This window comes from Streptomyces sp. NPDC048644 (assembly GCF_043199105.1).
GTDB lineage: Bacteria > Actinomycetota > Actinomycetes > Streptomycetales > Streptomycetaceae > Streptomyces.
Map to the genome: position 1 here is coordinate 245044 of NZ_JBICVO010000009.1, position 20427 is coordinate 265470.

The window sequence follows — 20427 nt, forward strand, 5'->3', positions numbered from 1 at the left end:
GCCCTTTCTTCCTGATCGCCTGATCGTCCCTGAAGGCACATCCGAGGTGGTGCGCGGGGTGGCCCGGCCGGCGTCCGGCCGGCCCTGCCCGCCCCGGCTACCGCACGTCGCGGCCCTCGGCCTGCTCCAGCTTGCGCTGGAGGTGGTTCATGCCGCCGAGCCAGCGGTCCGGTTCGGTGGCGCGTGCGGTGTAGTAGCCGGCGACCTCCGGGTGCGGCAGGACCAGGAAGCGGTCCTCGTGCATCGCGTCGAAGAGCGCGTCGGCGACCTGGGACGGCTCGACGGCGGTGGGGGTCAGTACGAGGTCCCCGGCGGCGCCGGTGGCGGCCAGCATGTCGGTGCGTACGCCCTGCGGGCAGATCGCGTGCACGTCGATGCCGCGGTGCCGGTAGGTCAGCGACAGCCACTCGGCGAAGGCGTACGCGCCGTGCTTGGTGACGCTGTACGGCGCCGCGTCGACCATGGTGAGCAGGCCGGCGGCGGACACCGTGGAGACGAACCTGCCGCTGCCCCGCGCCAGCCAGCCGGGCAGCAGCTCGCGCGCCGCCCGTACGTGCGCCATGACGTTGACGTCCCAGGCCAGCGCCCAGTCCTCGTCGGGCGCTTCGGGGCCGCCGCCGGTGCCGACGCCGGCGTTGGCGCAGAAGATGTCGACGGCGCCGCCGAGCGCCTCGCGCGCGGCGGGCACGATGGCGGACGCGTCGCCGGGTACCGCGACCGCGCCGATCTCCTGTGCGGTCCTGGCCGCCTTGGCCGCGTCGAGGTCGTTGACCACCACCCGGGCGCCTTCGGCGGCGAACCTGCGGGCCAGCGCGGCGCCGATCCCCCCGCCCGCTCCGGTCACGACGACGGCCTGGTCCCGTACGGCTTCCACGCTGGCTCTCCCTCGGTCGTTCTCGGCTCGCCTCGCAGACTAACCAGTCGGTATGTCCCAGCGGAAGGGCCAGGTGCCCAGGCGGCCTGGATCGTTCCCTGGCGGGCCACGGAGCGTTAGCGTGCGCGGGGCACGTCGTTCCCACCGCTCACGGAGGTGCGCACATGGCCCTGTCGAGACGCGTTCTGCTCGGACGCCTGGCGGCGACCGGAGCCGCAGCGGCCACGGTCGGCGCCGCCGCGGGCCCGGCCCACGCCGCGCGTCCTGCCCACGGCGGCACAACGGTGCACACCGGCTTCGACCGGCTGGCCGCCGACGGCTACCGGCTCCTGGACGGGCACCGGACCGGCATCGTCACCAACCCCACGGGGGTCACCCGGGACCTGCGGCACATCGTGGACGTCATGCACGCCGACGACCGGGTACGGCTGACCGCCGTCTTCGGCCCGGAGCACGGCTTCCGCGGCACGGCGCAGGCGGGCGGCTCGGAGGGCCGCCACGACGACCCGGCGACCGGCCTCCCGGTGTACGACACGTACGACAGGAGCGGCAGGGAACTCGCCGCGATCTTCACCGAATCCGGCGTGGACACCGTGGTGTTCGACATCCAGGACGTCGGTGCGCGCTTCTACACCTACATCTGGACGCTGTACGACTGCATGGTGGCCGCCGCCCTGGCGGGCAAGCGGTTCGTGGTGCTCGACCGGCCCAATCCGGTCACCGGACGCGCGGCCACAGGACCGGTGCTCGACCCGGCCTACGCCTCGTTCGTCGGCCGCGAGCCGATCGCGCAGGCGCACGGGATGACGGCGTTGGAGCTGGCCCTGCTCTTCAACGACCTGTTCGTGCCGAAGGCCGCCGGGCGCCCGGTGCGGCTGGAAACCGTCCCGATGGGCGGCTGGCGGCGCGGCGACTTCTTCGACGCGACGGGGCTGCCGTGGGTGCCGCCGAGCCCCAACATGCCCACCGCCGACACCGCGCTGGTCTACGCGGGCACCTGCCTCTTCGAGGGCACCAACCTCTCCGAAGGGCGCGGCACCACCCGGCCGTTCGAACTCCTGGGCGCGGACGGCATCGACCGCCGGTGGGCGGCGGCGGTGAACGCGCTCGGGCTGCCCGGGGTCCGCTTCCGGGAGGCGTACTTCGCGCCGACGTTCTCGAAGTTCGCCGGCAAGACGATCGGCGGGGTCCAACTGCACGTCCACGACCGGGAGTTGTTCGACCCGGTCCGCACCGGCATCGCGCTGCTGGTCACCGCGAAGCGGGTGTGGAGCGGCTTCGCCTGGCGCCCCGACCACGGCATCGACCGGCTGACCGGCTCGGCGCAGGTCCGCACGATGATCGACGCGGGCGCCGGCACCGACGACGTGGTCGCGGCCTGGCAGCAGGACCTGGCCCGCTTCCGTACCGAACGGGCCCGCCACCTGCGCTACCGCTGACACCACCGCCGCGACCGCGCCAACCTCCGGATGTCCGCACCGGTTTGGGAACAACCGTGCCCCGGACGGCGATGATCGGCACAATGCAGGGGTGGGAAATTTCAACGAACTCCAGCTCGCCGACGGAACCGCCATCCGGTTCGACGTGACGGCGGGCGACGGCACACCCTGGCCGGACGGCGCCCCCGGGGCCGGCCAACTCCCCGATGACGCCGGGGAGTCCCGGCACCCGGAGTGCCCCGGCGCGCCGGACGAGGACGCGATGGCCGAGCTGCCCGACGGCATGGGCCCCAGCGTGCCGGTCGCCCGGGGCGACGGGGACAGCCGGGTGTCCCGGATGGCGGTGCGCACGGTACGGGCGGCGCTCGCACCCGTCGGCTCACTGCTCCAGGAGGTGCACGACGCGGTGCTGTCGGCGCCGCAGCCGCCGGAGGAGGTCACGGTGACCTTCGGCGTCCAGATCGGCCAGGATCTGAAACTGGGCGTCGTGGGCGGCACCGGCCAGGCCCATCTGACGATCGCGGCGTCCTGGCGGCCCGGCAGCAGCGGGGGCTGAGCGTGGGCTGGTTCCACTCCTCGATCAGATCGCCGTCGGCGCAGCCGCTGTACTCCGTGGTCTCGGTGCTGCGGGGCAAGGACGGCAAGAGCGCGGGCGCCGGTGTCCTGCTCGCCCCGACCACCCTGCTGACCTGCGCCCATGTCGTCAACGACGCCTTGCAACGCCCGATGTTCGACGACCGGGAACCGTCCGGGGAACGCGTCAAGGTGACGCTCCACCGGCCCCACGAGGTCACCAGGACCTGGGCGGCGGTCACCCACTGGCTGCCGCCGAGGCGCCGGGTGCCAGGCGGGCCCGGTGCGGCGAGCCGGCTGCCGGTACGGCCACTCCAGGACGCCGAGTGGCTGGGCGACCTGGCGGTGCTGGAGATCGAGGCGGCGGACGGCGAGGTGCACGTGCCCCAGTGGGCGCCGATGGCCGAGGGACAGATGCTGCGCGCCTGGCACGGCTCGGCGCGCAGCAGCACCTACGCCGACGTCCGGGTCGGGCCCTGTGACGGGGAGATCGGCTACATGGACGGCTGGCCCACCGGCATGGCCATCGGGCCCGCCTACAGCGGCGGCCCGCTGTGGTCCACGATGCACAACGCCGTGGTCGGCCTCGTCTGCGCGCACGTCGGGCCGCCCACCGACGCCGCCGGCCGGCCGCTGCCTTACACCCCGCAGCACATCGCCCGGCGCAGCTGGGGCATCCCCTGGCAGCGGATCACCGAAGAACTCCGGGCTGCGGGCGCCGGGCACCTCTTCGACCCGCCCGAGGCGGACGCGGACGATCCGGCGGCGGGGCTGCTGTGCAGCCTGCTGAAGAGCCTGCTGCCGTCGGGGGTCAGGCGCGCCGATTACGCGCGGGCCGTCGCCGGCCGCTGCGGCTACGGCTACCCCGAGGGCGCGTCCTCGCCCTCCCCTGAGGAGTTCGCCGCGTTCCTGGTCACCGAACCCCGGGCGCTGGCGGCGCTGTCGGAGGTGCTGCGGCGCAACGAACCGCACGCCGCCGAGCAGTTGCTCGCGGTCGGCTGGCTCTCCCGGGTGCCGCGGCTGCTGGCCCCGCGCGAGTACCGCAGGCTGCACGACGTGCTGGCGACGGTGCCCGCCGCGGCCCTGGCCCGGCTGCCGGAGGCGGTGCGGGCCGCGCTGCCCCGCACCGCCTCCTTCCCGGTGGAGGAAGTGGCCGGGCATCTCGGGCGGGACACGTCCGATGTGTCGGGAACCGGCACGGCCCAGGCACTCGACGCGCTCCTCGACCACCTGGAGTACCTGCCGGGCGACAGCCGCAGCGAGCGGGGCGGCCCCCGCGTGCCCGCCCTCCTGACGGCCGTCGAGTACTTCTCCGCGCTCTGCCCGCCCGCCCAGCGGGCTCATCTGCGCCTGTGGTCCGACGGGGTCGCCGAGCGGCTCGCCGTCCCCCGCCAGGCGATGACCGAACGCCGTTCGGTGGCCGCCGGCTGGCACCAGACGCAGGACCGGGCGCGGGCCCAGGGCACCGTCCCCCGGGTGCTGGCCCAGATCGGCCTGGAGGCCGGGGACCGCTACCGGCTGCGGGTGTGGTGCGACGAGGGGTCAGGACTCCGGCAGGTGTCGACCGAGGGCGACGTCACCTACAGCGCCACCGAGGCCGCCCGGGTGCTGCTGCGGGCGGTGGAGTCCCTGTACCGGACCGCGCCGGTGGAGAGCAGGCCGGTGGTGGAGGCGCTGGTGGACCGGGGCGCGCTGAATCTGCCCATCGACGAATGGGAGAGCGTGGGGCCCGACGACGTGGTGCCCGAAGTGCTCGGCGTGGGGTACCCGCTCGTCGTCAACTGCCCCGATCTGCGCCGCAAGGAGCGCTTCCTGCACGACTGGCGGGACCGCTGGCGGAAGCTGGACACCGGCCACACGCTGCGGCTGGACGACGCGGCGGTGGGCGTGCGTGAGGTGTACGCGATGCTGCTGGACCGTACGGACACCGTGCGGGTGGCGGTGGACGTCCCGCAGGCGCTGCGGGAAGCGATCGTGCAGACCTGTCTGTCCGTGGGGGTGCCGGTGGTGGTGTGGGACCGGCAGGCGGACGACGGCGGCTCGCACGCCGTGCGCGAGATGACGGCGGTGACCACCAGAAAACTGCCCGAAGAGGTCAGGACCTACCGTGCCAAGTCCGTCCACCGGCCGCAGGAGTTCACCGGGCGTCCGGTGCTGGCCTGGGCGGACGCCGACCGTACGGTGCCGCAACTGCATCTGTCGGAGCCTCAGGAGGGCCCGTGAACGACGTACCGCAACCCGCACCGCCGCCTTCGGACGACGACTGGCGGCTCTTCCGTGGCGACGGGGTGCCGCGCCGGGTGACCATGCCGCCCGCGCCGCCCTGGCGCCGCTTCTCACCGGACGACCGCTCCGTCGCCCCGCTGCCGTACCTGATCTCCCGTGAGCACGCGGACGTGGTGAGCGCGGCGCTGCAACTGCGCCGCCCGCTGCTGGTGACAGGACCGGCGGGCACCGGCAAGTCCTCGCTGGCCCGCGCCGTCACCCATGAACTCGGCCTCGGCGAACTGCTGCGCTGGCCGGTCAACAGCCGCTCCAGCGTGCAGGACGCGCTCTACGGCTACGACGCCATCGGCCGGCTGCGTGAGACGACGCTCAGCCGGGACCGCGGCGAGGCGGAGCCGTCCATCGGCAGTTTCATCCGGCTCGGGCCGCTGGGCACGGCGCTGGTGCCGCGTGCGGCGCCGCGGGTGCTGCTGGTCGACGAGATGGACAAGGGCGATGTGGATCTGCCCAACGACCTGCTGACCGTCTTCGAGGACGGCGTCTTCGAGATCCCCGAACTGGTGCGGCTGCCCGAGGAGTCGGCCGAGATCGAGGTGCACACCGCCGACCACCAGGAGACCGTCACCGTCCGCAGGGGCCGGGTGCAGTGCACCGAGTTTCCGGTCGTCATCATCACCAGCAACGGCGAACGTGACTTCCCGCCGGCCTTCCTGCGCCGCTGCGTACGCCTCGACCTGCCGGTGCCTGGCGAGGAACGGCTGCGGGAGATCGTCACGGCGCATCTGGGCCCGGACGCGCTCCAGGAGGCCGACGGGGTGCTCCAGAAGTTCCTGAGCCGCCGCGCGCCCGGCGAACTGGCCACCGACCAGCTGCTGAACGCGGTGTTCCTGCGGGCAGGCGGCGTGGACCTGGACGGCAAGGGCCTGCTCGACGCCGTCCTGCACCAGCTGACCGGAAACGTCTGAGCGCCATGACACATCCGGGGGACGCCGCGGTGGACGGGGCACAGGGCGCGGCGCGCGAGGAGCGTCTCGGCGCCGCGCTGCGGGTGCTGCGCGCTGCCGGTTGTGACCTCGACGCGCAGGAGGCCCTGGACGTGCTCTGGCTGGCCGGGCGGCTGCCGGACGACGGCCGGGGCGCGCGGCTGCCGCTGGCGCTCGCCCGGCAGGACGTCCAGGACCCGGTGCCGGACGCGGCGGACGACGTGCCGGCGGAACCCGGTACGGACGACGCGGAGCCGCAGGCGGAGCAGCCCGGCACCGACCCGCTGCCCGACCTTCCGGTACCCGAGCTGCACGCCGCCCCGCGGTCCCGCCCGTCCGAACCGCCCGCGGTCGCGCCCCAGGACCCCGACGAGCCGCAGCCCGCGCTGCCGGTGCGGGTGCCCGAGGTCAAGGCGCTCGCCCAGGAGCTGCTGGTCGGGCGGGCCCTTCGGCCGCTGAAGCAGCAGCGGCCCAGCCGGTGGCGGCAGGAGCTGGACGAGTCGGCGACCGCGGCGGCGTTCGCCGAGACCCGGCTGCCGGACGTGGTGACGCGTCCGGCCAGGGAGCGCTGGCTGCGCCTGGTGCTGGTGGTGGACGACGGTCTGTCGATGCTGCTGTGGCATCAGCTCGCGGTGGAGCTGCGCACCACCCTCCAGCGGCTCGGCGCCTTCCGCTCGATCCAGGTGCACGGCCTGGACACCCGCACCTCGGGTGAAGTCGCCCTGCGCGGGCGCCCGTTCGACCCCGGTGAGGCCACGCTGGCGCCGTCGTCGGTCGCCGACCCGTCGGGGCAGACCCTGGTCCTGGTGATCAGCGACGGGATGGGGGCCGCCTGGCGCACCGGCCGGATGCACGAGGTGCTGCAACGCTGGGCCGCGGCCGGACCCACCGCCGTGCTGCACACCCTGCCGCCGTCACTGTGGCGCGGCTCGGGGCTCCAGGCCGACCGCTGGCAGGTCACCACCCACCGGCCCGGCGGCCCGCACACCGCCTGGGACGTCGCCGACCCGGTGCTCCCCGCGGAACTCGCCGCGTTCCACGGCGTGCCCGTCCCGCTGCTGGAGCCGTCGGCCGTGGCGCTGCACCAGTGGGCGCGGCTGGTCGCCTCGCCCGGCACCACCGCGGAACTGCCGCTGCTGACCGAGCCCCGGCACCACGCGGCGGTCACCTCCGCCCGTGAGGTCGGCACCGTCCAGCATTTCCGGGACGCCGCGTCACCTGAGGCGTACCGGCTCGCGGCGCATCTGGCGGCGGTGTCGCCGGTGTCGGTGCCGGTGATGCGGCTGGTGCAGGCAGCGGTGCCGTGGCAGGCGCGCACCGCGCAGCTTGCGGAGGTGTTCCTCGGCGGCCTGGTCGGCCCCGCGCCGGCACCGGTGCCGGAGCCGGTGCCCGTCAAGCACCGGATCTTCGACTTCACCGAGGACGCCAAGAGCGCGCTGCTCGACGCCGTGCCCAGCGCCGAACTGATCCGCACCAGCCGCCGGATCGGCCGTCACCTGGAACAACTGGCGGGCCGCGCACCGGACTTCCCCGCCTGGCTCGCCCACCCGGACGGCGATGACGCGCTGCCGGAGGCCTTCCGCCCGTTCACCGCCGTCGAACGCCGGCTGCTGAAGCGGTTCGGGGTCAGCGTGGAGAGCATGGAGTCGCTGCGCTCCCGTACCCCCCTGGCCCCCGAAGCGGCGCCCGGCGCCGAAGCGCCCGCTTCGTGGCGTCCGCTCACCGGCCAGGATCCGCGCCGGCTCGGTGACTTCACCCTGCTGGGCAGGCGCCTGGGCGCCCGCACCGTCGTCTACCACGGCCGGGACTCGGGCGGCAGGGAAGCGGCCCTGCGGGCGGTGCGCCCGGGGCTGCCGGCCGCCACGGAGCGGCTGCTGACCACCGAGGCGGAGGCGCTGCGCCGGATGAACGGCCGGTACGCGCCCCGTCTGGTGACCACCGGGCTGAACGACCGCCCCGCGTGGCTCGCCATGCAGCAGGTGCGCCGGGCCGGCCGGACGCACGGCAGGCCCGGTGGCCGCGGCAAGGGCGACGCGCCGGCGCGGCTGGACGAGTTGCTGGAGATCGTGCTCCCCGGTGAGCTGGGGGTCCTGGACATCCTCAGCAGCCTCACCATCGCCTGGCAGCTCGCCGACGCGGTCCGGCTCTGCCATCTGAACGGCCTGGTGCTCGCCGATCTCACACCCGCCGACGTGATGGTGCTCGACCGCACGGTGCTGCTGGCCGGTCTGTCGGACTGCGCGGTGGACGGCGCGTGGTCGGGTCCTGGCCCCGCGCCGACCGAGGCGGGCAACATCAGCGCGCTGGGCGAGGTGCTGCGCGCCACGGCCAGCAAGCCGCCCGGTGTGCAGACCTGGGTGGCCGAGGGCATGCACCTGTGGCAGGGCGACATCTGGCTGCCGCTGCGCGAGCTGGTCGCCCGCTGCACCGCGACGGATGAGACGGAACGGCCCACCGCGGCGGAGGCGGCGGAGACCCTCGCACGGTACGTCGCACTCGCCCAGGCCATGCAGGGCACCGAGGCGCCGCGGGCGGGCGCGGCAGGCCCGCGGTCCGGCAGCGGAGCAACCGGCGCCGCGGCACCGGACGTTGCGGCTCCGGACGCGTCCACCGCCGCCCGGCCCGCGCTCACGCCGCGCGCCGCGAAGGCACCGGAACCGGTCACCCGGATCGGCCGGTGGTGGCCGCGCACCGGGCTCGGCGGGCGCCGGGCGGCGCACGAGAGGCGGATGACGGCGGCCCGCAGGCCGCTGACGCACAGCCACCGCATCACGCTGATCGGCACCGCCCCGGGGTCGGGCCGGCTGACCACCACCGTGGCGCTCGGCTCCGTGTACGCCGCCGTGCGCGGCGAGCCGGTGCTCGCTCTGGACGGCGCTCCTGGCCACGGCGATCTGCGCGACCGCTTCCCGCGGCCCGCGCCCACCACGCTGCGCCAGGTGAGCGAGCTGCCCGCCGACGCGCCCTACGACCGTCTGCTGCCCTTCGTCACGTCCACCGCCTGCGGCCTGGAGGTGCTCCCCTTCACCGCGCGTGCCGCCGCCGGGCGCAGCCAGCACGCCGACGAGTACGGCAGGCTGCTGGCGCTCAGCGCGCACCACTATCCGCTGGTGCTCACCGACTGGGCGGCGCCCGCCACCGGCCCCGCCATCGGCCCGGTACTCGGCCTGACGGACCGTCTGGTGCTGTGCGTCTCACCGGCCAGGGCTTCGCTGGAGACCGCGGCGGCCCTCCTGAAGAGCTGGCGCGGCGACGCGGCCGGGCGCCGTCTCGCCGAGCACGCCGTGGTCGTCGTGTCCCAGGTCGGCGTCCCCGACCCGCTTCCGGACGACACGGTCAGGGCGGCCCTCCCTCCGCTGCCGCTGGTCTTCGTCCCGTTCGACACCCACCTCGCCGGGCTGCGGGAGGTGTCGCTCCCGCGCCTCAAGTCGCGTACCGCGGAGGCGTTCCTGGAGCTGGCGGCCCATCTCTTGGATGACGCCGGGCACTGAGCGCACACGGCCTGTCTTCGTCTCACATACCAGGACGAAACATTCCACCTATTGACTGCCCCGTCCACAGGACGTGAGCATGCCGCTCGTGCGAACTGATGCGACACCAGCGAAGAAGGCGCCGGGAGCGGCGGGTACGGCGGACGGCGCGGAGTCCGGCGGCGGCGAGAGCCTGCGCCGGGTGGCGGTGGCCTCCTTCATCGGGACGGCCATCGAGTTCTACGACTTCTACATCTACGGCACCGCCGCCGCACTGGTGCTGAACCAGGCGTTCTTCCCCACCCTCGACCCGGTGAACGCCACCCTCGCGTCGTTCTCCACCTACGCGGTGGCGTTCGCCGCCCGGCCGCTCGGCTCGCTGGTCTTCGGGCACTTCGGCGACCGGATCGGCCGCAAGTCGGTGCTGGTCGTCTCGCTGCTGATGATGGGGCTCTCCACCGCGTTCGTCGGCCTGCTCCCCGGCTACGGCACGCTGGGCATCTGGGCTCCGCTGCTGCTGATCCTGCTGCGCTTCGTGCAGGGCATCGGGCTCGGCGGCGAGTGGGGCGGCGCGGCGCTGCTGGCGGTCGAGCACGCGCCGCGCGCACGCCGCGGACTGTATGCCGCCTTCCCGCAACTCGGCCCGTCCGTCGGGTTCTTCGCGGCGACCGGGGTGTTCTGGGCGCTGTCCGCCGGGCTCGACGACGCGGCGTTCCGCTCGTGGGGCTGGCGGGTGCCGTTCCTGCTGTCGTTCCTGCTGGTCGGCGTCGGCCTGTTCGTCCGGCTGAAGATCAGCGAGACGCCGGTCTTCACGAAGGTGCTGGACGCGCAGGAGGCGAGCCGGGCGCCCGCCCTCGATGTCTTCCGGCGGCATCCGCGCGAACTCCTCCTGGGCACCGGCGGCATGATCATCGCGTACGGCCTCTTCTACACCGCGACCACCTACTGCCTCTCCTACGCCACCGGCTCCCTCGGCGTCTCCCGCAACACCATGCTCGGCCTCTCCCTGGTCGCCTGCCTCTTCCTGGCGGCCGGCACCTGGCTCGCCGCGACCCGCTCGGACGCCGCGGGGCGCCGCAAGCTGATCCTCGCGGGCACCGGCCTGGCCGTGGTGTGGGGTCTTGTCCTCTTCCCGCTGCTCGACACCGGGCAGCCGGTGCTGATCGCGCTCGGCATCGGCGGCGCGCTGTTCTGCATGGGCGTCGTGTACGGGCCGATGGGCGCCTACCTGCCGGAGCTGTTCGGCCCGACCGTGCGGTACTCGGGCGCCTCGCTCGCCTACAACCTGGGCGGCGTGCTGGGCGGCGCGGTCGCCCCGCTGTTCGCCACCCGGCTCCAGTCGGCGTTCGGCTCCGCGTCGGTGGGCTGGTACGTCAGCGCGATGGCCGTGGTCTCGCTGCTGTGCGTGCTGGCCCTGCCCGAGACCAGGGAACGCGAACTGGCCTGAACCGCAAGGCTCCCCGTACGGACGTGCCGTACGGGGAGCCGCCCTGTTCCCGGGCCGAAAGGGCCTACCGGTGCGAGGGGAATTCCACGACCTGCTGGTAGGTCGGCCGGTTCTGCCAGCTGATGGCGTCGTGGGTCAGACCACCCACCGCGCGCTGCACGATGGAGTCCGCGCACCACTGGTCGCCCGCCTTGCAGCTGTCGTCGCCCGGGTAGACCTGCTCGGCGGTCTTGCCGCTCGCCTGCCTGAGCGTGTCCAGCAGGGTGTCGCGGCAGGCGGCGAGGTCGCCGTTGCCGCAGTACGGCACGGCGAGCGGGCCCTGGACCTGGTCGCCGAGCACCGCGCGCAGGTCCTTGTCCGCGTAGCTCCACCAGCCGTACTGGAACGCCGATCCGGCGTGCGCGCCGGTCGGTCCGTGGCCCGCCGAAGGCGACTCGTCGATGGCGAGGTTGGCGCCCAGCGCGTCGTAGAGGTCACCGCCCAGGCCCGGTTTGAAGGCACTCTCGATCATCAGCGGCCACCAGGCGTCCATCAGGCGTACGGCGTCGGGGTGCGTGTAGGTGTGCGAGCCGGCGCTCGTCTCGCGGCGCTGGGCGCCGTCCTTGCGCCAGGAATCCAGCTGCTGCACCGCCGTCCTGAGCTTCGGGTCGGTGACCGGCTTGCTGTTGAGCACCCGCAGGAGCTGGGGCAGTACGTCCTCGCCGCGCAGGTCGGTGACGGCAGCCTCGGACATCGCCCGGGTCAGCGCGGCGCGGGTGACGCCGCCTTCCTTGGTGAGGGCTGCGACCCGGTCGTCGAGCAGGTCGGCGCGGTGCACCGAGCCGTTGCCGAAGCCCGCCGAGTCGTAGTCCTTGGCCTGCTTGTTGTTCCAGGAGATGTAGTAGTCCTGGTTGACCGACTGCGGGTGCTGGGCGGGCGGTGTGTAGTCGGTGGTGTTGGCCTTGGGGTCGTAGCCCCGCCACTCGTACTTCGGGTCCGCCTTGATGGGCAGCGCCGGGTCGACGTCCGGGTTGCGGACCGGGTTGAGGCCGCTGTTGTAGTAGGCGATGTCGCGGGAGTCGGCGTAGAACCAGTTGAAGGCGTAGCCGATGTGCTGGGCCGCCTTCTGGAAGGTCGCCGCGTCACGGACGTACGAGGGGTCGTTGAACATCTGGAAGCCGATGATGGAGTCGGCCTCGTGGCGGTAGGTGCTGCGCAGCGCCGTGTAGGCGACAGGCTTGCCGCCTATGGTGGCGCGGTGCGTGACGGTGCCGTACTTGGTGCGGAAGACCTGCATCCGGTACGAGCCCGCCGCGGTCGGGTCGGCGATGGTCGGCTTCCAGGAGTTGGTGCGCTCCAGCTTCTCCATCGGGACGCACGCGCCGTGGTAGCGGTAGGAGGTGGAATCCTTGGTGGCCGGTGAGCCGTCCTTGTTGCACAGGTCGACGGCGTAGGTGTCGGTGATGTCCTGGCCGGCCGACGTGGCGCTCCAGGCGTAGTCCTGGCCGCGACCGAGCTGGACGTACATGCCGACCCCCGCGAAGGAGGCGCCCCGGGCGCTGATGCCGGGGCCCTGGATCTCCTGGAGCATCAGCAGCTGCGGCGCGAAGTAGCCGGTCTGCGGGCCGAAGACGGCGACCGGGTGGCCGCTCGCGGAGCGCTTGCCCGACACCAGGAGTGCGTTGGACATGCCGCGGTGCTGGGTCGGGTCGAAGCTGCCCTTGGGCAGTACCCCGTCCTTGAACATCCCTTCCAGCTTGCGGTACTTCTCCGGCGCCTTGACCGGGTCCTGTGCGGGCTTCTTGTCGCCGGCCGCTCCGGTGCGGTCGAAGACCAGCGGCTCGGAGGTGACCGAGCCCGCGTCGGGCAGCGCGGTGCCCTTGGCCTTGGCCGGCTTGACCGCGTACGGGAAACTCTGGCCGTCGTGAAGGGTCTTGGCGGCCTCGGGGTCGTTGCGCTCCCGGAAGGACTCCCAGACCTCGGTGCCCTTCGTGACGCCGTACTTCTGCTGGGCGGAGAGCAGCGCGAGGGCGGACGGGACCTCACCGCCGCCGCCGTTGCCGAACAGCCCGCCGACGACGGAGGCCAGCGCGATCAGGTCGGTGAGCTTGAACGGCGCGATCTCACCGGCGTTGGTGATCGCGTCGACGTGTCCGGTCAGGACGTACTCACCGGGGAAGTAGCGGCCGTTCTTGGACTGTTCCCGGTAGGCGTTGATGCCGTCGACGTACGCCTGGGCGTCCTCCATGGCCTGCTTGCCGCGCGCCCCGTTGGTGTCGCGTATCTGGTCCACCTGGGCCTGGAGGTCGGCCTCGGTGTACGGGGCCTGCGGCCAGAACTGCTGCTCCAGGCCCTGGTTGGCGAGGGCGCCGCCGGCGAAGGAGGTGAGTTCGCCGCGGCCGATGTGACGGAAGAGGTCCATCAGCCAGAGCCGGTCCTGGCCGGCGGCGTAGCCCGCGCCGTACTCGGTGCCGTAGCGGGTGGTGCCCTTGATGTGCGGGACGCCGGTCTTCTTGTCCCGGGTGATCGTGACGTCGTCGCGCGGCGCGGTGACCTTGGCCACCTGGTCCTTCGGGACGCCGAAGGAGGCGTCGTTGAAGAAGTCGGTGAGGGTGTCGTCGGTGAGCGACTGGTAGCCGCTCGCCAGGGCGCCGTACGGGGCGAGTTGGTCGGTGGAGTGCCCGGGGTGGGTGCCGAAGACCTTGCTGGCGAGTATCTCGGCCAGGGTCGCGTTGCCGTTGGCGCCCGGCGGCAGGATGTCGGCGCACTGGCCCTGGCAGTAATCGGTGGTGCCGGTCGGCCCGTCGGCCGCGGCAGCGGTGGGCGGCGGTGCCAAGAACGTGGCACCCAAGGCGAACAGGGCAGCCGCGGCGGCGGTCCTGAGCCTTCCGGTACGTCGTCGCATTCCTGCTCCTCGAACGGGATTCCCCCCGCTCTTCGGGAGTCCGGGGGAGGGTGCGCCGGACGTTACCGCCGGTTACTCGCCACCGGAAGATGAACAACAGTCACCTTTTCCAATTCCCCACAGGGGCGCACCCACTGCCCCGCTCCCGCCCTCCCGAAACCGCAAGAAAATTCGATGGATCCGGTGGGCGGTCCGCTACGTCCATTCCCTGTCCAGTCGGGTCCTCCCCACGGAGGTGGGATGAAATTGGCCGGTTTCAGAGCTCTCGCGGAACAGGTCCGCAATCCGCGACTCGTCGCGGCCCAGCGGCGCACCGCCCTGCGCAAGTGCCTGGAGCGCTTCGCTCCTTACGGGCACCGCGCGACGTGGCACCACCTGTGCACACGGTCCGGGATCGCCACCCAGGACCGTGACCCCGACCCGGAACGGCTGCTGGCCGCGCTCGCCGAGCTGGAGGAGGCACGCGCCCTCTGGCTGGCGTACGAGGCGGAGTTCGCCGCCCGGCGCAGGCGGGAGAAGCACGACGGCATCCGGCAGCCCAGCGCGATCGACGACTGGCACCGGCGCACCTGGGGCGGCTGCGACATCGTGCCCTGCGCCGCGCCGCACCTGCACCCGGCCGCCCGGCTCGCCGTCGTCCTGCGCAGCATGATCACGGCGATGGAGTCCGGCAGGCCGCGGCGGGACTGCCCGGTGTGCGGCGGCGACCGCTTCAACCGGCTGACCGGCACCGGCGGTTGCGCGGCGGCCGGCCCCGTGTGCGGCGACTGCGGGGTGGTGGTCCCGGCCACCGTCCTCACCCGCGAGGCGCTGACCGCCGCCGGGCCCGGCGGCGAAGGGGCCGGGGCCGGACGGCTCCCGGCGTACGCGGCGGCCTGAGGGGCGGCGCGGCGGGGGCGGTCGGCGGGGCACGCCGAGGTGCCCGGCGCGGGCGGCGCGGCGCGCGGCGGTGACCGGTTCGCCGGGCGGCCGGGCGCCGTTGTCAGACCCGTGCGGCACTATCGAGGCATGGTGCAAGTCTGTCTCAACGGGCCCCGGACCGCGGCCGATTCCGGAGCGGTGCCCCTGTCGCCCGCCGCGCTCGCCGAGGCCGCGCGGCGCGCCGTCGCGGCCGGCGCCGATGACGTCCACGTCCACCCCAAGACCCCCTGCGGCACGGATTCCCTCTCGCCGCGCGTCCTCGCTCCGGTGCTGGAGGCGATACGCGCGGCGGTCGACGTACCGGTGGGGGTGACGACGGGGGCGTGGGCCGAGCCGGATCCCGCCCGCCGGGTGGCGCGCATACGGGCGTGGACGGCGCTGCCCGACCACGCCTCGGTGAACTGGCACGAGCCCGGCGCCGACGAGGTGGCCGCCGCGCTGCTGGCGCGCGGCGTCGGCGTCGAGGCCGGTGTGTGGTCCGGCACGGCGGGAGCGGAGTGCTTCGCCCGCTCCCCGCTGGCGCCGCGGGTCCTGCGGGTGCTAGCCGAAGTGACCGACCGGGATCCCGCGTCGGCGCCCCGGTCCGCGCGGGATCTGCTGGCGGTGCTGGCGGAGATACCGCACGGCCGCCCGGTGCTGCTGCACGGCTGGGACGGCGGCGCCTGGCCGGTGGTGCGGCTGGCCGCCCGCATCGGCCTGGCCACCCGCATCGGCATCGAGGACACCCTGCTGCTGCCCGACGGCTCCCCCACGGCCGACAACGCTCAACTGGTGGCCGCCGCCCTGTCGTTGACGGACGCGGGCGGCGAGGAGGGCGGCGGATGAGGCCGGCGAGACCGCCCCCGGACCGTGCCGCGCCCACGCCCCGGCGTGCCGTAGGGCACCGCCCCGGCGTCCGGCGCGCACGGTCCCGGCGGCCGGTCCCCCACGCCCCGGCGCGGGCTTTACGAACCCGCCGGGAGCTGAAACAACTGTTCACGGGCCGTCCCGCACCGGCGGCGGCCCGACCGCCGGTGCGGCAGCAGGGCCGCACGGGCACACGCGAGAGGGTGGAGTCCATGGCCGAACTGCACGATCTGACCGCTCTGGAACAGGCCGGGAACATCAGATCGGGGGCGCTCTCTCCCGTCGAACTGACCGAGCACTACCTCGCGCGGATCGAGCGGCTCGACGACACCCTCGGGGCCTTCCTCACCCGCACCCCGGAGATCGCCCGCAAGCAGGCGGCCGAGGCCGAGAGCGAGGCCACCGCCGCCCGCAGGGAGGGCCGCGCGCTGCCGCCGCTGCACGGCGTTCCGGTGCCGGTGAAGGACCTGTCCCAGGTCGCCGACGTGCGCTGCACGATGGGCTCGCGCGCGTTCGCCGACCACATCGCCCCGGTGGACGACCACGTCGTCGGCAAGCTCCGCGCGGCCGGCACCATCCTGCTCGGCAAGACCAACACCCCCGAATTCGGCCTCCCTTGCTACACCGAGAACGCCCTGGCGCCGCCCGCCCGCACCCCCTGGGACCTGGAGCGGTCGGCGGGCGGTTCGAGCGGTGGCGCGGCAGCCGCCGTCGCCGGTGGCCTGGCGCCGCTCGCGCACGCGTCCGACGGCGGCGGTTCGATCCGCATCCCGGCCGCGGCCTGCGGCCTGTTCGGCATCAAACCCAGCCGCGGCCGGGTCAGTTCGGGTCCGGTGCTGCACGACATCACCGGCCTGAGCACGTCGGGGCCCCTGGGCCGCACGGTCGCGGACACCGCGGCGCTGCTCGACGTCCTGTCCGGCCCGATGCCGGGCGACCCGTACACCGCGCCCGCGCTGCCGCCCGGCGAGACCTTCGCCGCGCAGGCCGGACGCGACCCCGGGCGGCTGCGCATCGCGGTGCTCGCGGACGCCCCCGTCCCCGGCGTCGAGGTGCACGACGACTGCCGGGCCGCCGTCGCCGGGACCGCCGCGCTGCTCTCGGACCTCGGCCATCAGGTCGAGGAGCTGTCGCTGCCCGCCGACGACGGCCTGCTGCACTCCTTCACCCGTGTCTGGTCGGTGATGGCGGCGCTGCGCCCGGTGCCGCCGGAGCACGAGGAGCTGCTGCTGCCGCTCACCCGCCATCTGCGCGAGCGCGGCGGCACGGTACAGGGGACCGACCTCGCGGGCGCGCTGCACGCATTCCGGATGCTCGCCCAGACCGTCGCCGACGGCCTGATGCCGCCCGGCGGCGGATACGACATGATCCTCTCGCCGACGGTCGCCGCGCCGGCCCCGAAGATCGGCGCGCTGCGCAACGACGCCGACCCCCGGGCCGAGTTCGCCGCCATCGGCGCGTTCACCCCGTTCGCGGCGCTCTACAACGCCACCGGTCAGCCCGCGATCAGCGTGCCGCTGCACTGGACCGACAGCGGCCTGCCGATCGGCGTGATGTTCGGGGGCCGGTACGGCGACGAGGCCGGACTGATCGCCCTGGCGGCACAGCTGGAGCGGGCCAGGCCCTGGGCGGCGCGCAAGCCGGCACTGTGGTGACCGGCCCGCGGCCCTGCCGCCCAAGGGCGGCGGTCCTGACCACCGCCCCTCAGGGCTCGCACGGCTGCGCCGCGTCCCGGGGCGCGGCGCACGGTCCAGCGGTCGGCGGTCCCGCGGAGCCGTCCGCCGGGCCGTCGCCACCCGCGGCCCGCCGTCCGTCCCGTGCCCCCTTGCCCGCGGTCACGGGGTCCGTGGCGGTCCGGTCGACGCGCAGCCGCTGCGCGCCAGGCCCCTGTACGCCGAGGTTGTCGTAGGGGTTGGACAGCGCGCAGCGCTCCAGTGAGAGGCAGCCGCAGCCGATGCAGTCGGTCAACCGGTCCCGCAGTTCGACGAGTTGGCTGATCCGCTCGTCGAGTTCGGAGCGCCACACCTCGGAGAGCCTGGCCCAGTCCTCGTGGTTGGGCGTGCGCTCGTCGGGCAGCTCGGCGAGCGCGTCCCTGATCACCGCGAGCGGGATCCCGACCCGCTGCGCGGCCCGCACGAAGGCGACCCTGCGCAGCGCGTCACGGGTGAAGCGGCGCTGGTTGCCCGAGGTGCGGGTACTGCTGATCAGCCCCTTGGACTCGTAGAAATGCAGCGCGGACACCGCGGCCCCGCTGCGTGCGGAGAGCTGGCCGACGGTGAGTTCATGAACCTTGAACGGAAGCTGGGGCACGGCCCCAACCCTAGGCCGTGCCGTCGAAACCCCGCCGTCCGCCCGGATACCCCGCATCCGTTGACAGCGGGCGCCCGCACTCAGCATGCTGAGCAAGCGCTTAGTAAGCGTACGGACGCGGCGGAGCGGGTGTCCGGCGCACGGATCCTTCAGGAGGCAGACGGAGATGGCAGAGCCCCGAGTGTTTGGATCGCTCGACGAACTGCGGGCCGCGGTCGGCGAGGACCTGGGCACCAGCGACTGGCTGGAGATCGACCAGAAGCGGATCGATCTGTTCGCGGAGGCCACCGGCGATCACCAGTGGATCCACGTGGACGAGGAGAAGGCCGCGGCCGGACCGTTCGGCACCACCATCGCGCACGGCTACCTGACGCTGTCACTGCTGCCCGCGCTCGTCCCGCAGCTGATGCGCGTCGACAACGTGAAGATGGGGATCAACTACGGCACGAACAAGGTGCGTTTCCCCGCCACCGTCCCGGTCGGCTCCCGGCTGCGCGCCACCGCCAGGATCGCCGAGGTCACCGAGGTGGCCGGGGGCGTGCAGCTCACGACGACGGTGACGATCGAGCGCGAGGGCGGCGACAAGCCGGTCTGCGTCGCCGAGGCGGTCAGCCGCTTCTACCTCTGATATCTCTGAGCCGCACCGTGCGGCACGTCGGACGGGCGTGCCGCACGGTCGTGCGTGCGCCTCCGGTGGCCGCGCCCCCACGGCCGCGCTCACGCCGCGTCGGCGCCCACCATCCGCAGCACCAGGTCCGCGTAGAGCGTGCCGACCTCGTCGGGGGTGCGCGGCCCGTCGGCGGCGAACCACCGGGCGACGTCCACGCACAGCGACAGCACGGCGAGCGTGGTGCCCGGCACGTCGTCGGCCTTGAACTCCCCGCTGTCCGCGCCGTCCTGGATGATCTGGCGCAGCAGCCGGTCGGTCCTGCGCCGCAGGCCGGTGATCTCGGCGTAGTGCTCGGGGCTCAGCGCCTGGAGTTCGTACTGGATGACCCGGGCGGTGGTGTGGTGTTCGGCGTGCCAGCGGGCGAAGGTCCGCACCGCGCCGGTCAGCCGCTCGGTGGCGCTGCCGCCCGCACCGGCCGCCGCGTCCATGATGCGCAGCGCCTTCTCGTGGCCGATGCCGCTGATGCGGTAGAGCAGTTCTTCCTTCGTCTTGTAGTGGATGTAGAGCGCGGCGGGGCTCATCCCGGCCCGTCCTGCGATGTCGCGGGTGGTGGTGGCGTGATAGCCGCGCTCGGCGAACGCCTCGACGGCGGCGCCGACCAGCCGCCGCGCGGCATCCGGAGTCACATCGGCCCACTCCTCGCCGGTCTGTGCCGCCTCCTGCGCCTCCGCGTCCATCGCACACCCCGTTTCTCGACCCGCCGCGGGCCTTCCGCCGACGGATCGCACACGATACCGCGCCACTGAGCGCACGCTTAGGAAGCGCTCGGTGCGCCCGGTGCGCCAGACCGGCAGCCGCGCCGCGCTCACGTCGACGGAGATGCCGCCGATCAGCTCCCGCACCGACCGGCGGCCGGCGACGGGCGTGCCGAACCGCTCGCGCTCGCCCGCGTATCCGACGGCGGTGCCCAGGGCAGCCCGGCGGGCCCGGCCTTGATTAGCGCTGCTAGTTTTCCGTGGGCGGCCTTTACCATGTGCGGCATGGCCCGACCCCGCAAGCCCCTGCTGAGCCGCGAGCGCATCGTCACCACCGCGCTGGCCCTCATCGACGCGGAAGGGCTCCCGGCGCTCTCCACCCGGCGGCTGGCCGCGGAACTCGGAGTGAGCGGGCCCTCGCTCTACAACCACTTCACGACCAAGGACGAGATCCTCGACGCGGTCGCCGACACGGTCATCGCGCAGGTCGACGTCTCGGCGTTCGCCACCGGCGACTGGCGGGCCGGGCTGCTCGGCTGGGCCCGCTCCTACCGTGCGGCGCTCGCCGCCCACCCACACGTCGTGCCGTTCCTCGCACAGGGCCCCGGCCGCCGCCCCGCCGGGCTGAAGATGGCCGACGCGGCCTTCGGCGGCATGGTCGACGCGGGCTGGCCGCCGGGTGCGGCGACCCGGATCTGCGCGATGGTCCGCTACTTCGTGGCCGGCTCCGCCCTCGGCTCGTTCGCCCGCGGCTTCGTCGACGACCCGGGCGCCTACGACCCCGCGGACTACCCCCATCTCGGCCAGGCCCACCTCCTGCCCGATCACCAACGCCAGGTCGACGAGGGGGCGTTCGATGCCGGGCTGCTCGCGCTGGTCGACGGGCTCGCACTGCGCCACCCCGACCTCGCCCCGCCGGGCCGGTAGCGCCACGGCCATACCCGGTGACGCCGGAACCGGAGCCGGGCCGCGCGGCGAGGCCACCGGCCACAACACCCCGCCCTTACCCGCCCTTTGCTGTCGCATTACCGACAGACCTCCTGTACCCGTCGAACCTCCATGGCCCCACACGTATCTCTGCACCCCACC

The 20427-nt window shown here is 73.8% G+C and carries 15 protein-coding genes and 1 pseudogene; 11 read left to right on the plus strand and 5 right to left on the minus strand.

The annotated features are described in order from the left end of the window. Positions 1–97: 97 nt before the first annotated feature. Positions 98–874: an SDR family oxidoreductase gene (locus tag ACGFNI_RS22425; RefSeq protein WP_393686291.1), complete on the minus strand. Its 777-nt coding sequence runs from the start codon at positions 872–874 to the stop codon at positions 98–100. 164 nt (positions 875–1038) lie between these two features. Between ACGFNI_RS22425 and ACGFNI_RS22430 the strand changes: the two genes are divergently transcribed. The 6 genes from ACGFNI_RS22430 to ACGFNI_RS22455 all read left to right on the plus strand — a co-directional run bounded on the left by ACGFNI_RS22430 (position 1039) and on the right by ACGFNI_RS22455 (position 11012). After that, positions 1039–2313: an exo-beta-N-acetylmuramidase NamZ domain-containing protein gene (locus tag ACGFNI_RS22430; protein WP_393686292.1), complete on the plus strand. Its 1275-nt coding sequence runs from the start codon at positions 1039–1041 to the stop codon at positions 2311–2313. Positions 2314–2404: 91 nt separating this feature from the next. Further along, positions 2405–2869, plus strand: coding sequence for a CU044_2847 family protein (locus tag ACGFNI_RS22435; RefSeq protein WP_393686294.1), 465 nt, complete (start codon positions 2405–2407; stop codon positions 2867–2869). A 2-nt stretch (positions 2870–2871) separates the two neighbouring features. Beyond that, positions 2872–5109, plus strand: coding sequence for a trypsin-like peptidase domain-containing protein (locus ACGFNI_RS22440; protein ID WP_393686295.1), 2238 nt, complete (start codon positions 2872–2874; stop codon positions 5107–5109). 83 nt (positions 5110–5192) lie between these two features. After that, the gene (locus tag ACGFNI_RS22445; protein WP_393686489.1) at positions 5193–6077 is read left to right on the plus strand and encodes an AAA family ATPase; all 885 of its coding nucleotides are present in this window, start codon (positions 5193–5195) and stop codon (positions 6075–6077) included. 5 nt (positions 6078–6082) lie between these two features. Next, positions 6083–9586 (plus strand): SAV_2336 N-terminal domain-related protein, encoded by a 3504-nt coding sequence (locus ACGFNI_RS22450; RefSeq protein ID WP_393686297.1) that lies wholly within the window; start codon positions 6083–6085, stop codon positions 9584–9586. A 79-nt stretch (positions 9587–9665) separates the two neighbouring features. Continuing rightward, positions 9666–11012 carry an MFS transporter gene (locus tag ACGFNI_RS22455; RefSeq protein WP_393686298.1) on the plus strand — a complete coding sequence of 449 codons (1347 nt, stop codon included), beginning with the start codon at positions 9666–9668 and terminating at the stop codon, positions 11010–11012. A gap of 64 nt (positions 11013–11076) precedes the next feature. Here the strand turns inward: ACGFNI_RS22455 and ACGFNI_RS22460 are convergent, their stop codons facing one another. Next, a complete protein-coding gene (locus ACGFNI_RS22460; protein ID WP_393686300.1) occupies positions 11077–13896 on the minus strand; it encodes a penicillin acylase family protein in 2820 nt (939 codons plus the stop codon). A gap of 246 nt (positions 13897–14142) precedes the next feature. Between ACGFNI_RS22460 and ACGFNI_RS22465 the strand changes: the two genes are divergently transcribed. From ACGFNI_RS22465 to ACGFNI_RS22475, 3 genes are all read left to right on the plus strand, one after another. Then, positions 14143–14775 (plus strand): hypothetical protein, encoded by a 633-nt coding sequence (locus ACGFNI_RS22465; protein ID WP_393686301.1) that lies wholly within the window; start codon positions 14143–14145, stop codon positions 14773–14775. A gap of 129 nt (positions 14776–14904) precedes the next feature. Continuing rightward, entirely contained in the window at positions 14905–15642 is a 738-nt protein-coding gene (locus tag ACGFNI_RS22470) for a 3-keto-5-aminohexanoate cleavage protein (protein ID WP_393686303.1), read from the plus strand. A gap of 233 nt (positions 15643–15875) precedes the next feature. Then, a complete protein-coding gene (locus tag ACGFNI_RS22475; RefSeq protein WP_393686304.1) occupies positions 15876–17318 on the plus strand; it encodes an amidase in 1443 nt (480 codons plus the stop codon). Between the two features lie 49 nt (positions 17319–17367). On the opposite strand, the gene soxR is transcribed toward ACGFNI_RS22475, so the two are convergent. Continuing rightward, entirely contained in the window at positions 17368–17973 is a 606-nt protein-coding gene (gene soxR, locus ACGFNI_RS22480; protein WP_393686305.1) for a redox-sensitive transcriptional activator SoxR, read from the minus strand. A 166-nt stretch (positions 17974–18139) separates the two neighbouring features. Here soxR and ACGFNI_RS22485 point away from each other — a divergent pair, with 166 nt between their 5' ends. Next, complete coding sequence (locus ACGFNI_RS22485; RefSeq protein ID WP_393686307.1) at positions 18140–18601, plus strand: MaoC family dehydratase; 462 nt, start codon at positions 18140–18142, stop codon at positions 18599–18601. 89 nt (positions 18602–18690) lie between these two features. On the opposite strand, the gene ACGFNI_RS22490 is transcribed toward ACGFNI_RS22485, so the two are convergent. Beyond that, positions 18691–19320: a TetR/AcrR family transcriptional regulator gene (locus ACGFNI_RS22490; protein WP_393686490.1), complete on the minus strand. Its 630-nt coding sequence runs from the start codon at positions 19318–19320 to the stop codon at positions 18691–18693. Between the two features lie 111 nt (positions 19321–19431). Beyond that, positions 19432–19770: pseudogene (locus ACGFNI_RS22495) on the minus strand (acyl-CoA dehydrogenase family protein); the annotation flags it as partial. On the opposite strand from ACGFNI_RS22495, the gene ACGFNI_RS22500 reads away from it, so the two are divergent. Further along, on the plus strand, positions 19663–20265 hold the full coding sequence (locus ACGFNI_RS22500; RefSeq protein ID WP_393686491.1) for a TetR/AcrR family transcriptional regulator: 603 nt from the start codon (positions 19663–19665) through the stop codon (positions 20263–20265). The pseudogene ACGFNI_RS22495 and the gene ACGFNI_RS22500 sit on opposite strands and share 108 nt — an antisense overlap. Positions 20266–20427 lie beyond the last annotated feature (162 nt).